Here is a 13,425-nt window from a genome sequence, read left to right on the forward strand (position 1 = left end):
CCGCTGCTTCCCTCGAATTCACTTCAAACAGGTTATTCATGCGTCTGTTCCACACCTCCGACTGGCACCTTGGCCAAAGCCTGCATGGCCAGGAACGCGACTTCGAACACGCCTGCTTTCTCACCTGGCTGCTGGGCCAGTTGCACTTGCGCCAACCCGATGCGCTGCTGATCGCCGGCGATATCTTCGACACGGTCAACCCGCCGGTCAAAGCCCAGGAGCGGCTCTACCAGTTCATCGTCGAGGCCCACGAGCAACAGCCCAAGCTGGACATCGTGATGATCGCCGGCAACCACGACTCCGGCTCGCGCATCGAGCTGCCCGGCCTGCTCATGCGCCGCCTGCGCACCCATGCCCTGGGCCGGGTGCACTGGCTCGATGAGGGCCAGCTCGACGCTGAGCGCTTGCTGATCCCGCTGACCAACAGCCGTGGCAAGGTCGCCGCCTGGTGCCTGGCGCTGCCGTTCCTGCGCCCGGCCGAAGTCACCGGCCCACAGCTGGGCGACGACTATGTGCAGGGCATCACCCAGGTGCACCAGCAACTGATCAAAGCCGCCATGGCCAAGCGCAAGAAAGACCAGGCGCTGGTCGCCATCAGCCATGCGCACATGGCCGGTGGCTCGATCTCGGAAGACTCCGAACGCAGCCTGATCATCGGCAACGCCGAAGCGCTGCCGGCCAAGCTGTTCGATCCCGCCATCAGTTACGTTGCCCTGGGCCATCTGCACAAGCCGCAGAAGGTCAACCGCGAGGAGCGCATCCGCTACAGCGGCTCGCCGATTCCGTTGTCGTTTGCCGAGATCGGCTATCCGCACCAGGTGCTGGAGATCGAGCTTGAAGGCAGCCAACTGGTCAGCGTCGAGCCGCGCCTGGTCCCACGGGCGGTGGCGCTGCAGCGGATCGGCCCGGCGCCGCTGGCCGAGCTGCTCGAGCAACTGGCCGAGCTGCCGGTGATCGACCTGCTGGAAGACCCCAACCGTCAACCGTGGCTGGAAGTACGTGTGCGCCTCGACGAACCGCAGCCCGACCTGCGCCAGCAGATCGAGAGCGCCCTGCAAGGCAAAGCGGTGCGGCTGGTGCGGATCAGCGCCGAGTACGCCGGCCGCAGCGCGCTGGACGAGGACCAATTGCAGTTCGTCGAACTCAGTCAGATGACTCCGCAAGACCTGTTCAGCCGCGTCTGGGAGCAGGCCTACGGCAACCCGGTCGATGAGCAGACCCTGAGCGACTTTGCCCTGCTCCTGCAGGATGTGCAGCTGGAGGAGGAACAGCCATGAAAATTCTGGCCATTCGCCTGAAAAACCTCGCCTCGCTGGCAGGCCCGATCGACATCGACTTCACCGCCGAACCGCTGGCCAGTGCCGGCCTGTTCGCGATTACCGGACCCACCGGTGCCGGCAAGAGCACCCTGCTCGACGCCCTGTGCCTGGCGCTGTTCGGCAGCGTGCCGCGGCTCAATGACATCGGCCGTGAGGCCAAGGTGCCGGACGCCGATGGCGACATCCCCACCTATGACCCGCGCAACCTGCTGCGGCGCGGCACCGGCAGCGGCTATGCCGAAGTCGACTTCGTCGGTATCGACAGCAAGCGTTACCGCGCCCGCTGGGAGGCCAACCGCGCCCGCGACAAGGCCAATGGCAAGTTGCAGATGAGTCGCCAGAGCCTCTACGACCTGGATGGCGAGCAACTGCTGGGCAGCGGCAAGAACGAATACAAGCAACTGGTCGAGGCACGCCTGGGCCTGAACTTCGAGCAGTTCACCCGCGCCGTGATGCTCGCCCAGAGCGAGTTCAGCGCGTTTCTCAAGGCCGATGACCGCGAGCGCAGCGACTTGCTGGAAAAGCTCACCAACACCGCCATCTACACCCGCCTCGGCCAACGGGCGTTTGCCAAGGCCAAGCAGGCCGGCGAGGTCTATCAGGGCCTGCAGGAGCGCGCCAGCCACCTGCTGCCGATGGTCGAAACCGAGCGTACCGAGCTTGACCAGCGCCTGGAGCAGGCGCAACAGCTGCTCAAGGCCGAGCAGGCGCGCGAACGCGAACTGGACCAGCAACGCGCCTGGCTGCGCGATCAGGTGCAGCTGCAGCAGCAACTCAGCGCGGCTCGCGAGGCCTCGCACAGTGCCGAACACGACTGGCAGCAACTGGCCGGACAGCGCCTGGACCTGCAACACCTCGAGCGCCTGGCGCCGCAGCGTCATCAGTTCCAGCGGCAACTGGCGCTGGCCGGCGAGCTTACTCCGCTGGCCGCAGCGGTCGCGGCGCAACTGGTTGAGCAGCGCAACCTGCACAGCCATAGCGAGCAGTTGCAGCAGGCCCTGCAAGCTGCCCGCGAGGCGCTGGCACAAGCGCAGGCTAAACACACCGACAGCGCCGCGAACCTGCGCCAGGCGTTTGCTGCTCAGGACAACCTGGCCCGCCTCGACACAGAGCTGGCGCAGTTGGCCACTGTCGGTGCCCAAGCCGATCAGGCCGTCAGCGAAGGCCAGTCGCAGCTGCAGCAGCTTGAGCAACAGCAGCAGCACAGCCAGCAGCAGCTCGCCGCCATCGACGCCGCGCTGGCCGACAGCGCCGCACTGGCTGCTATCAGCAGCGCCTGGCAGGCCTACCGCGGCCAGTTGCAGCAACTGCTGCAGATCGGCAACCGCCTCAGCCAAGGCCGCGACGAGTTGCCCAGCCTGCAAGCCCAGGCCAGCCAGGCCAATGCCCTGCTGCAGGAGCAACGCGCCGCCATCGAGCTGCTGTTCCACGAAGCCGGCGCCGAACCGCACGCCCTGGCCGAACAGCTGGACCTGCTCGGGACCTTGCTCCAGGAGCAGCGCAAGCAGCAGCGCGCGGTCGAGCAATTGTCCCGCCTGCACGCTCGCGAGCAGGAACTGCAGCACACCCTGCACAGCGTGCGCGAACGTCAGCAGCAAGGCTTGCAGCAGCGTCAGCAACTGATCAGCGAAGGCCAGGCGGCCAAGGCCGAACTGGACACCGCCGAGCAGGCTCTGACATTGACCCGGCAACTGCTTGAACGCCAACGCCTGGCGCGCAACACCAGTGTCGAGGAGCTGCGCGGGCAACTGCGTGATGGCGAGCCGTGCCCGGTGTGCGGCAGCGCCGAGCACCCGTTCCATCAGCCTGAAGCCCTGCTGCAAAGCCTGGGCCGGCATGACCAGGTCGAAGAGGCTGCAGCGCTGGCTCAGGTCGAGGCGCTCAATGCCCGCGTGGTCGAGTTGCGCACCCAGGTCGGCATGCTCAACAGCCAGGGCAAGGAGTACCAGCAGCAACAGCTACAGCTGAGCGAACAACTGCTACCGCTGCAGCAGGAGCTGCAAGCGCACGCCTTGTGGCCATCGCTCAGCACCCAAACCGACAGCACCCGCAGTGCCTGGCTGGACGGCCAGCTGCGCCGCCTCGAAGAAGAAATCAACCGCGACGAGCAGCGCCAGAGCGCCCTGCTCACCCTGCAGAAAGACGCCGCCCGACTGACCCAGCAACTGCAGGCCGCCAGCGACGCGCAGCAGCAAGCACAGCAGCGCCTGGATCAGCAGCACCAGGCCATGGCCGCCGATCAGCAACGCCTGGAGCAGACCCTGGCCGATTTTGCCGAGATCCTGCCCGGCGATATCCTCAAGGCCCTGCGCGACGAGCCAGCCCATGCGTTTCTCGCCCTCGATCAACAGGTGGCCCAGCGCCTGCAACAGCTGGAGCAGCAAAAGGACGAGCAAAACGAGCAGCAACAACGCCTGCAACAGCAGCAGCGTCTGGCCGACCAGCAGCAGAGCCGGCTGCAACGCCAGAGCGAGCTGCACAGACAACTCGCAAGCCTTGCCGAGCAGCAGCAACAGGCGCGCAGCGTGCTCGCCGAACTGCTTGGCGAACACGCCAATGCCGGTGCCTGGCAGCAGCACCTTGAGCAGCAGGTCGAGCACGCCCGCAGCGTTGAGGCCAGCACCGTGCAAGCGCTGCAGGACGCCCACAGCCAAAGCGTGCAACTGGCTGCTGAACTCAAGGCCAATCAGCAACGCCAGCAGGCCTTGGAGCAGGAACAGCAGACGCTGCAGGGCCAGATCAGCCAATGGCGAGCGGCCCATCCAGAACTCGATGATGCGGGCCTTGAGCGCTTGCTCAGTGTCGATGAAGCCACGCTGGACGCGCTGCGCCAGCAACTGCATAGCGTCGACAAGGCCATCGAGCAAGGCCGGGTACTGCTGCAGGAGCGCGAGCAGCGCCTGCAACAGCACAACCAACAGGCTCGGACCGAGCTGTCCAGCGAGCAACTCGAGCAGCACCTCGCCGACTTGCAGCAACAGCTGGTCGGGCATGAGCAACAATGCGCCGAGCTGCGCGCGCAGCAGGCCGACGACCAACGCCGGCAGCACGCGCACAGCGCCCTTGCCGCTGAAATCGAGCAGGCCCAGCAACAGTGGCAACGCTGGGCGCGCCTGAACAGCTTGATCGGCTCGGCTTCGGGCGATGTGTTCCGCAAGATCGCTCAGGGCTACAACCTCGACCTGCTGCTGCACCATGCCAACAGCCAACTGCGCCAGTTGGCCAAGCGCTACCGCCTCAAGCGTGGCGGCAGCGCACTGGGCCTCTTGGTGCTGGATACCGAAATGGGCGACGAACTGCGCTCGGTGCACTCGTTGTCCGGCGGCGAGACCTTCCTGGTATCGCTGGCCTTGGCCCTGGGCCTGGCCTCGATGGCCTCGAGCACCCTGCGCATCGAATCGCTGTTCATCGACGAAGGTTTCGGCAGCCTTGACCCCGAGTCACTGCAACTGGCGATGGATGCGCTGGACGGCCTGCAGGCGCAAGGGCGCAAGGTGGCAGTGATCTCCCACGTGCAGGAGATGCACGAGCGCATCCCGGTGCAGATCCAGGTCCGGCGCCAGGGCAATGGCCTGAGCGAGGTGGAGGTCTGCGGATGATCCTCTACTCGTTTCGCCGCTGCCCCTGGGCCATGCGCGCGCGGCTGGCGCTGGCGTATGCTGGCTGCACCGTCGAGGTGTGTGAAGTGTCGATGAAGCACAAGCCGGCCGAGCTGCTGGCGTTGTCGCCCAAAGGCACGGTGCCGGTGCTGGACACCGGCGCCGGGGTGCTGGAAGAGAGCCTGGATATCATGCGCTGGGCCTTGCTTCAGCATGACCCGCAGGACTGGCTACTACGCGATGATCCAGCGGCAGCTGTGCAGGTGGACGCCCTGATTGCTCGCAATGACAGCACCTTCAAGGCTCAGGTCAACCTGTACAAGTATGCCGAGCGTTACCCCGAGCACACTCGCGAGGAGTACCGCCTGCAGGCCGAATCATGGCTTGAGGAGCTGGAGGCGCTGCTGCAAGGCAGGCCGTACCTGCTGGCCCAGCACCCAAGCCTGGCCGACGCCGCGTTGTTGCCGTTGCTGCGTCAGTTCGCCGGGGTCGAGCCTTTATGGTTCGCCGAGGCGCCCTACCCCCAGCTGCGTGACTGGTTGCAGGGCTGGCTTGCGTCAGACCTGTTCAAGGCCGTGATGGCGCGCTGACTCAGTCGAGAAACTTCAGGTCCGACGGGGCCGGCTGGTCGAACTTCTGCAGCGTTTCACCGAGTTGGCCAGTGCGTGGGTCGCGGTGCATGACCACGATCTGATTACTCTTCTGGTTGGCCACCAGCAAATACTTGCCGCTTGGATCGATAGCGAATTCACGTGGGTGGTCGCCCTCAACCGAACGCCGCTGCAACAGGCTCAACTGGCCATCTTGCTTGCCGATCGCAAACACCACGATCTGATTGGCCGTGCCGCGATTGCTGACATAGAGGAAACGCCCATCGGCCGATAGGTGCAAGCCGCCGCCGGCCTTGGCGGCAGGGTCTTGGCTGTCGGTCAGCGGCAGGCGCTGGCGCTCGATCAGGGCATCGTCACGCACATCGAACATCACCACTTCAGCGCTCATCTCGAGGGTCAGATAGGCGTGCTTGCCCAGCGCGTCAAACAACAGATGGCGCGGGCCGCTGCCCGGCGGCAGGCTCACCGAAGCCGGCGTTGCCGGGCTCAGCGGCTGCATCGGGCTGGCGCCGTCATAGGCGTAGACAAACACCCGGTCGGCGCCCAGATCGCTGGCGTACAGATGCAGGCCTTCGGCCGAAGGCACGACCGAATGCACATGGGCGCCGGCCTGGCGCTCCGAGTTGACCTTGCTTGGCATGTGCGCCAACTGCTGCACCTTGTCGCCGAGCTTGCCGTCCTTGGCCACTGGTAGCACCACCAGGCTGCCACCCGGGTCGGGCGCGACCGCGTAGTTGGCGACGAACAGGTAGCGCTGATCCTGGCTGAGGCTGGCGTGGGTCGGCTCATCGCCGGCGCTGGACACCTGGTTCAGTGGCGTGATCACGCCCTTGCTGCTCACTGCAAAACTGCTGACATGGCCGCGCGGGGTTTCATTGACGGCGAACAGCAAGCGCTGGTCGGCCGACAGCACCAGCCAGGACGGGCTGACCGTCTTGACCACCTGCAGCGGGGTCGGCTCGATACGGCCCTTGGCTGTATCGAACTGATATCGATAGATACCCTCGCTGGCAGTGCCTTCGGTATAGCTGCCAACCAGCAGGGTGGCCGCCTGCGCAGTGCCGAGCACCGCGCCCAATGCGCTAGCGCTCAACAGGGTTTTCCAGCTGCGGCTGATCATCTTCCTGGTCATCATCGTCTTCGTCCGAGCCGTACACGGCACTCATGCAGACTAGCTCATGCTCGCCCTGGTCATCGTTGAGGCGCCACTCTTCGCCTGCGCCGACCGCGGCCGCGACCTGTTCGGCAGTGAATTTCCAGCGTTTGAGGTTGCGCCCGTCCATGCATTCGATCACCAGGCCGCTGGCGTCGAAGGTGAAACCGAAGGCGTGCAGGCCATCGATCAGGAGCATGTCGCTGGTGGCGAGGGCAGTGGCGAGGGTGGTCATGGGGCTACCTTGATGCGCAAAGCGTCCAGTATAACCAAACCCGGGCCAGGCCCGCTGCTCACCGCAGCGGCCTGACCGCACAAGCGTCAGTGGGCGAAGATCGAGCCGCCCTGCTTGCCTGCCAGTTTTTCCGGCTTGATCAGGAAGCGCGCCAGTGCCGGCAGCAGCCAGAGTGCACCGAACATATTCCAGAGCAGCATGAAGGTCAGCATCAGGCCCATATCGGCCTGGAACTTGATCGCCGAGAAGATCCAGGTGCACACGCCGATGGCCAGGCACAAACCAGTGAACAGCACCGCCTTGCCGGTCGAGCGCAGGGTCTGGTAATAGGCCTCCTGCAACGGCAGACCAGCACGCAGGAAGCTCTCCAGACGGCTGTAGATATAGATCCCGTAGTCGACCCCGATACCCACGCCAAGCGCCACCACCGGCAAGGTCGCGACCTTGACGCCGATGCCCATGAACGCCATCAGCGCGTTGCCCAGCACCGAGGTCAGCACCAGCGGCAGGACGATGCACAGCATCGCGGCAAACGAGCGGAATGTGATCAGGCACATGATCGCCACGCACAGGTAGACCAGAATCAGAATGGTCAGCTCGGCCGACTTGATCACCTCGTTGGTGGCCGCCTCGATGCCGGCATTGCCCGCCGCCAGAAGGAACTGCAAGCCGTCACGGTTGTGCGTATCGGCAAAGGCCTTGGCTGCGGCGGTGACGCGCTCAAGGGTTTCTGCCTTGTGGTCGTTGAGGAACACCAGCACCGGCGCCAGCGAACAGTCAGCGTTGTACAGGCCGTCAGCGCGGGCCACCGAGCTGTTGAGCACATCCGGGTTGCGCGAGAGGGTTTCCCATTTCAGGTTGCCCTCGTTCATGCCGCGGATCATCTGCTTGGACACACTCACCAGGGAGATTGCCGACTGCACCCCGGGGGTGTTCTGCATGGTCCACATCAGCTCGTCGATGGGGGCCAGGGTCGAGTGGATCGAGCAGCTCTCCGAGGGCGTCTTGACCATGATCACCAGCACATCGGAACTGGTCGAGTAGTTGCTGATGATGAAGTGGTTGTCCTGGTTGTAGCGTGAGTCCGGGCGCAGCTCCGGGGCACCCGGGTCGAGGTCGCCGATCTTCAGGTTCTGGCTGTACCAGAGGCCGCCGCCAAAGGCGACCAGTGCCAGCGCAACCGACACCGGTGCCACTTTAGGGCTGGCGAAGTTGGCCAGCAGGCGCCAGAACGGGTGCTCGCGGGTGGCGTCACGCTTGGAGCGCTCGACGGCCTTTTTGCTGATGCCGACATAGGAGATCGCCACCGGCAGCAGGATCAGGTTGGTGAAGACAATCACCGCCACGCCGATCGAGGCGCCGATGGCCAGCTCGCGGATCACGCCAATGTCGATGATCAACAGAGTGATGAAGCCCACCGCGTCGGCCAGAATCGCGATCATCCCCGGCAGGAACAGCTGGCGGAAGGTCCGCCGTGCAGCGGTCAGGGCATTGTCGGCGCCACTGGACTGCAGGGCGATGCCGTTGATCTTCTGCACCCCGTGGGAAATACCGATGGCAAAGATCAGGAACGGCACCAGCATCGAGTAAGGGTCGAGGCCGAAGCCCACCGCGTGCATCAGGCCCAACTGCCAGACCACCGCTACCAGGGTGGTGATCAACACGGCAATGGTGCTGCGGATACACCAGGTGAACCAGTACAGCAGGACCCAGGTGATCGCCAGCGCCACGCCGAAGAACAGCACCACCATCACCAGGCCGTCGATCAGGTCACCGACTTTTTTCGCAAAGCCGACGATGTGGATTTTCACATTGGGGTTCTGCGCCTGGAACTTGTCGCGGATTTTCTCTTCCAGCTGGTGCGAGAACTGCTGGTAGTCGAGCTTGACCTGCTTGCCCGGGTCCTGCGGATCGGGGTAGCTCTCCAGCAGCGGCACGTCGACGATGCTCGACTTGAAGTTGTTCGCCACCAGGCGCCCGACCTGGCCGGACTTGAGCACGTTGTCGCGCAGCTGATCGAGGCTTTGTGCGCTGCCATCGTAGGTGTTGGGGATCACCTCGCCACCGGCGAAGCCTTCTTCGGTGACCTCGGTCCAGCGCACGCTGGGGCTCCACAGCGACTTCAAGCCGGCGCGGTCGACACCCGGGATATAGAACACCTCGTCATGGATCTGGCGCAGGGTCTCCATGTAATCCTTGTCGAAGATGTCGCCGTTGACCGCCTCGACCGAGATGCGCACGGTGTTGCCGAGGTTGGCCAGGTCATTGCGGTGCTCGAGCATCTGTTCGATGAACGGGTGCTGCAGTGGGATCATCTTCTCGAAACTGGTCGAGGGGCGAATCTGCGTGGCCTGCCAGAACAGCAGGATGCTCACCAGCAGGCAGAGGCCGATCACTACCGGGCGGTTGTTGAAGATCATCCGCTCGAGCAGGGTGGGTTTGTCCTGATGATGCTGGGGCATGTCGAAGCGCTCCGGGCCGGTCATGGTTGCTGCTCCTCGGCGCCTTGGCCGTTGGCCAGGTGGATGCCGCCCTGCCCGACCAGCAGCAAGCCGCCGTCGGCCAGGCTGGTGACGCCGGCCAGCGCGATGCGGTCGGCGCGGTTGAATACGCTGAAGGTCAAGCCATCGTCACGGCTGCGCAGCACACTGCCGCCGTTGCCGACCAGGACGATACTGCCGTCCTCGAGCAGCGCCGCGCTGGCCAGGCCGAACTGCAGCGGGCCGCGACTGGCGGTCAGGGCGATCTGCTGCCAGCTGTCGCCGAAGTCACTGGAGCGGTAGAGGTTGCCCCGCAGTCCGTAGGCCAACAAGGTGTGCGCCTGGGCAGTGCCGAGTACGCCGAACAACGAGCCCTCGTACGGGCCCTCGACGCGCGACCAAGTGGCGCCGTTATCGCCGGAGCGGAACATGCTGCCCTGCTCGCCGACGATGAACAGGCCGGAGTCCTTGATCGCGGCGATGCCATTCAGGTGCAGTTGATCGGGGTTGTCGAGGCGCTCGGCGACGTCCTGCCAATGCTGGCCGCCGTCGGTGGTCTCGAGCAGCGCGCCGTAGGCACCGACGGCAAAGCCATGCTGGGCATCGACAAAGCTGACGTCGAGCAACGGCGCTTCGCGGGCGAGGTCTTCGAACTGCTTGCTCCAGGTGGCGCCGCCATCGCTGCTGGCGAGGATCTGCGCGTCGTGACCGACTGCCCAGCCGCGCTTGTCATCGATGAAGAACACCGCGGTGAGCAGTTGCCGGGTCGGCACGCGCGCCTGGCTCCAGGTCTTGCCCTGGTCGTCGGAGAACAGGATATGGCCACGATCACCGACCACCACCAGGCGCTTGCCGGCGTGGGCGGCGTCGATCAGCAGGTTGTCGACTGCCTTGGCCGATTCAGTCGAGTACTCCTCGGCGGCAGCAGCGACGACAGTGCCGCTCCACATACCCAGCAGCAACAGTGCGCCCGCGGCCAGTGGCCTGGCGTGCGCCATCACCCGTTCCCTCATGCCCTTCCCCTATTGTATTTTTCTTGGTGGGTCATCCAGTGCAGGCACTGCAAGAAGCCTGATTCAGAGGCCTGCAACAGCTTCGAACCATCCTAGCGGGGAGTTCTGCGGCAACACAATTGGCGGGACGTTATGTTTTGTTAACGGCGACAGCGCCCTGTTGTTTCGACCGCGTCGCCGGGGTGCTGCGCGGTCGGCGTAGGAGCGGCCTTGTGTCGCGAAAGGGCTGCGCAGCGGCCCCAGATTTCAGCTTCGCAGCCGATATCCCCGGGCCAGCTACGCTGGCCTTTCCGACCGGTCCGGCGCCCCGGCAAGGCCGCTCCTACGCCAGATCGCGGGCGCTCGCCAGGTTCATACCAGGCTCTTGCTGACCACCTCGTAAACGTCGCTGGACAAGGTGCCCGACGCCAGAATCCGCTCCAGCTCGGCCTTCATCAACGCCTGACGCGCGCTATCGTACTTGCGCCAGCGGGTCAGCGGCGCGAGCTGGCGCGAGGCGATCTGCGGGTTGAGCGCATTAAGCTCGATGACCAGGTCCGCCAGGAAGCGATAGCCGGAACCGTCGGCCGCGTGGAAGTTGACCAGGTTCTGCCCGGCAAACGCGCCGATCAGTGCGCGCACCTTGTTCGGGTTCTTCAAGGTGAATGCCGGGTGCTGCATCAGCGCCTTGACCCGCGCCAGGCCGCCCGGCAACGAGCTGGCTGCCTGCACGCTGAACCACTGGTCCATGACCAGCGGGTTGTCCTTGAAGTGCTCGGCGAAGGCTTGCAGCACTTCGGCGCGCTCGGCCTCGAACGGCGAGTTGACCAACACCGCCAGCGCGGTCAGGCGCTCGGTCATGTTGTCGCTGTCCTTGAACTGCTCAAGGGTCGCCGCCAGCACCTGCGGCTTGCCGCTGAGCATCAGGTACGACAGGGCGATGTTCTGCAGGCTGCGCCGGGCGAAGTGCTCGGCGGCCGCCACATATGGCGTGCGCCGCGACACTTCACGGTTGGCCTGATAGCGCGACCACAAGGCGTCGAACAGCTGCTCGGCGATCTGCTTGCGGGCAAATTCGCGGGCCGCGTGGATCGCGTCGACGTCGGCCACCTGGCTGATCTCGGTCAGGTAGGCCTCACCTGGCAGCGAGAGCATTTCCGCGACCATGGCCGGGTCCAGCGCGTCATTGCCGATGACCGTGGCCAGGGCAGTGATCAAACGCGGATCGAGGCTCAACGGCTGGCCAGCCTGATGCTGGCCGATCAGCTCCTGCAGCACTTGCACCGACAATTGCTGGCCGGCTTCCCAGCGATTGAAACCGTCGCTGTCGTGCTGCATGAGGAACATCAGCTGGTCGCGGTTGTACGGGAAGCTCAGCTTGACCGGCGCACTGAAGCCGCGCAGCAGCGACGGCAATGGCTTGGCGGCGATGTCGAGGAAGGTGAAGGTCTGCTCGGTGTCGGTCAGCGACAGCACGCGGCTGCTGCCCTGGGCGCTGGCTTCGCCGTCCAGGCGCAGCGGCAGGTCGTTGCCGTCGGCGTCGAGCAGGCCCAGCGCGACCGGAATCACGAACGGCAGTTTCTCGCGCTTGTCCGGCGTCTGCGGGCAGCTCTGGCGGAAGGTCAGGCTGTAGCGCTGCGCTGTGCTGTCATAGGCTTCGCTGACCTCGAGGCGCGGCGTGCCGGCCTGGCTGTACCAGCGTTTGAACTGAGTCAGGTCAACGCCGTTGGCGTCTTCCATGGCCTTGATGAAGTCATCGCAGGTAACGGCCTGGCCATCGTGACGCTCGAAGTACAGGTCGCTGCCCTTGCGGAAGCCCTCGGCGCCCAGCAGGGTGCGGACCATGCCGACCACTTCTGCGCCCTTCTCGTAGATGGTCAGGGTGTAGAAGTTGGAGATTTCAATGAAGCTGTCCGGGCGCACCGGGTGGGCCATCGGGCCTGCGTCTTCGGCAAACTGATGGGTGCGCAGATACGCCACGTCCTCAATGCGCTTGACCGTGCGCGAGTTCATGTCGGCGCTGAATTCGGCGTCGCGGAACACCGTGAAGCCTTCCTTGAGCGACAGCTGGAACCAGTCGCGGCAGGTGATGCGGTTGCCGGTCCAGTTGTGGAAGTACTCGTGCGCGACCACCCCTTCAACGCGCTGGTGAGCGGCGTCGGTGGCCGTTTCGGCACGCGCCAGCACACAGCTGGAGTTGAAGATGTTGAGGCCTTTGTTTTCCATGGCGCCCATGTTGAAGTCGTTGACCGCGACGATCATGAAGATGTCCAGGTCGTACTCGCGGCCGTAGACTTCCTCGTCCCAGCGCATCGACTTCTTGAGGCTGACCATCGCGTGCTGGCACTTGTCGATGTTTTCTGGCTCGACATAGATGCGCAGCGCCACGTCACGGCCGGACTGGCGGGTGAAGGTGTCTTCGACGCACCAGAGGTCGCCCGCCACCAGGGCGAACAGGTAGGCCGGCTTCTTGAACGGGTCTTCCCAGGTTGCCCAGTGACGGCCGTCGTCAGCCGGGCCGCTGCCGATCGGGTTGCCGTTGGACAACAGGATCGGATAGCGATGCTGCTCGGCGATCACCGTGGTGGTGAACGTGCTCATCACATCCGGGCGGTCGAGGTAGTAGGTGATCTTGCGAAAGCCCTCGGCCTCGCACTGGGTGCAGTACATCGACCCCGACTTGTACAGGCCCTCCAGAGCCGTGTTGCTCTCGGGGTGGATCTTCACCGTGGTGTCGAGGGTGAACGTCTGCGCTTTCGGATGCAGGGTCAGGCTGTCGTCATCAAGCTGGTAATCGCCCGCGCTCAGGGCCTGGTCATCCAGTTGCACACTGACCAGTTGCAGCTGTTGACCGTTCAGCACCAGCGGCGGCAAGCCTTCGCCACGCGCCGGGTTGCGGCGCATCAGCAGTTGCGCATGGACCAGGCTGTGGTCCTCGAACAACTCGAAGGTCAGGTGCGTCTCGTCGATCAGGTACTCGGGCGCCTGGTAATCCTTGAGGTAGATCACTTGCGGTTGTTCGGTGCGCATGTGGCT

The 13,425-nt window shown here is 64.7% G+C and carries 8 protein-coding genes; 3 read left to right on the plus strand and 5 right to left on the minus strand.

The genetic code is table 11. The features are described from left to right. Positions 1–38: 38 nt before the first annotated feature. From IDM28_RS15995 to IDM28_RS16005, 3 genes are read left to right on the plus strand one after another with little or no spacing between them, the layout of a single operon-like run. Positions 39–1,277 carry an exonuclease SbcCD subunit D C-terminal domain-containing protein gene (locus IDM28_RS15995; RefSeq protein WP_150570225.1) on the plus strand — a complete coding sequence of 413 codons (1,239 nt, stop codon included), beginning with the start codon at positions 39–41 and terminating at the stop codon, positions 1,275–1,277. Then, a complete protein-coding gene (locus tag IDM28_RS16000) occupies positions 1,274–4,918 on the plus strand; it encodes an AAA family ATPase (RefSeq protein WP_188036449.1) in 3,645 nt (1,214 codons plus the stop codon). Before IDM28_RS15995 ends, IDM28_RS16000 begins: the two co-directional genes overlap by 4 nt. After that, positions 4,915–5,508, plus strand: coding sequence for a glutathione S-transferase (locus IDM28_RS16005; RefSeq protein WP_188036450.1), 594 nt, complete (start codon positions 4,915–4,917; stop codon positions 5,506–5,508). The genes IDM28_RS16000 and IDM28_RS16005 overlap by 4 nt, the downstream gene beginning before the upstream one ends. 1 nt (position 5,509) lies before the next feature. Here the strand turns inward: IDM28_RS16005 and IDM28_RS16010 are convergent, their stop codons facing one another. The 5 genes from IDM28_RS16010 to pepN form a co-directional block, all read right to left on the minus strand. Next, positions 5,510–6,649 carry a lactonase family protein gene (locus IDM28_RS16010; protein WP_410524678.1) on the minus strand — a complete coding sequence of 380 codons (1,140 nt, stop codon included), beginning with the start codon at positions 6,647–6,649 and terminating at the stop codon, positions 5,510–5,512. Next, positions 6,612–6,917: a DUF5629 family protein gene (locus IDM28_RS16015; protein ID WP_101321369.1), complete on the minus strand. Its 306-nt coding sequence runs from the start codon at positions 6,915–6,917 to the stop codon at positions 6,612–6,614. Before IDM28_RS16015 ends, IDM28_RS16010 begins: the two co-directional genes overlap by 38 nt. Before the next feature lie 86 nt (positions 6,918–7,003). Beyond that, positions 7,004–9,379, minus strand: coding sequence for an efflux RND transporter permease subunit (locus IDM28_RS16020; protein WP_150570237.1), 2,376 nt, complete (start codon positions 9,377–9,379; stop codon positions 7,004–7,006). 20 nt (positions 9,380–9,399) lie between these two features. Beyond that, positions 9,400–10,410, minus strand: coding sequence for a WD40/YVTN/BNR-like repeat-containing protein (locus IDM28_RS16025; RefSeq protein WP_150570221.1), 1,011 nt, complete (start codon positions 10,408–10,410; stop codon positions 9,400–9,402). Positions 10,411–10,761: 351 nt separating this feature from the next. Then, positions 10,762–13,419: an aminopeptidase N gene (pepN, locus tag IDM28_RS16030; protein ID WP_188036452.1), complete on the minus strand. Its 2,658-nt coding sequence runs from the start codon at positions 13,417–13,419 to the stop codon at positions 10,762–10,764. Positions 13,420–13,425 lie beyond the last annotated feature (6 nt).

The organism is Pseudomonas sp. EZ-C24 (genome assembly GCF_014525325.1).
Taxonomy (GTDB): domain Bacteria; phylum Pseudomonadota; class Gammaproteobacteria; order Pseudomonadales; family Pseudomonadaceae; genus Aquipseudomonas; species Aquipseudomonas shirazensis.

Coding starts and splice junctions, on each gene's coding strand:
- IDM28_RS15995 (WP_150570225.1), top strand. CDS start 39: ATGCGTCTGTTCCACACCTCCGACTGGCACCTTGGCCAAAGCCTGCAT.
- IDM28_RS16000 (WP_188036449.1), top strand. CDS start 1,274: ATGAAAATTCTGGCCATTCGCCTGAAAAACCTCGCCTCGCTGGCAGGC.
- IDM28_RS16005 (WP_188036450.1), top strand. CDS start 4,915: ATGATCCTCTACTCGTTTCGCCGCTGCCCCTGGGCCATGCGCGCGCGG.
- IDM28_RS16010 (WP_410524678.1), bottom strand. CDS start 6,649: ATGATCAGCCGCAGCTGGAAAACCCTGTTGAGCGCTAGCGCATTGGGC.
- IDM28_RS16015 (WP_101321369.1), bottom strand. CDS start 6,917: ATGACCACCCTCGCCACTGCCCTCGCCACCAGCGACATGCTCCTGATC.
- IDM28_RS16020 (WP_150570237.1), bottom strand. CDS start 9,379: ATGCCCCAGCATCATCAGGACAAACCCACCCTGCTCGAGCGGATGATC.
- IDM28_RS16025 (WP_150570221.1), bottom strand. CDS start 10,410: ATGAGGGAACGGGTGATGGCGCACGCCAGGCCACTGGCCGCGGGCGCA.
- pepN (WP_188036452.1), bottom strand. CDS start 13,419: ATGCGCACCGAACAACCGCAAGTGATCTACCTCAAGGATTACCAGGCG.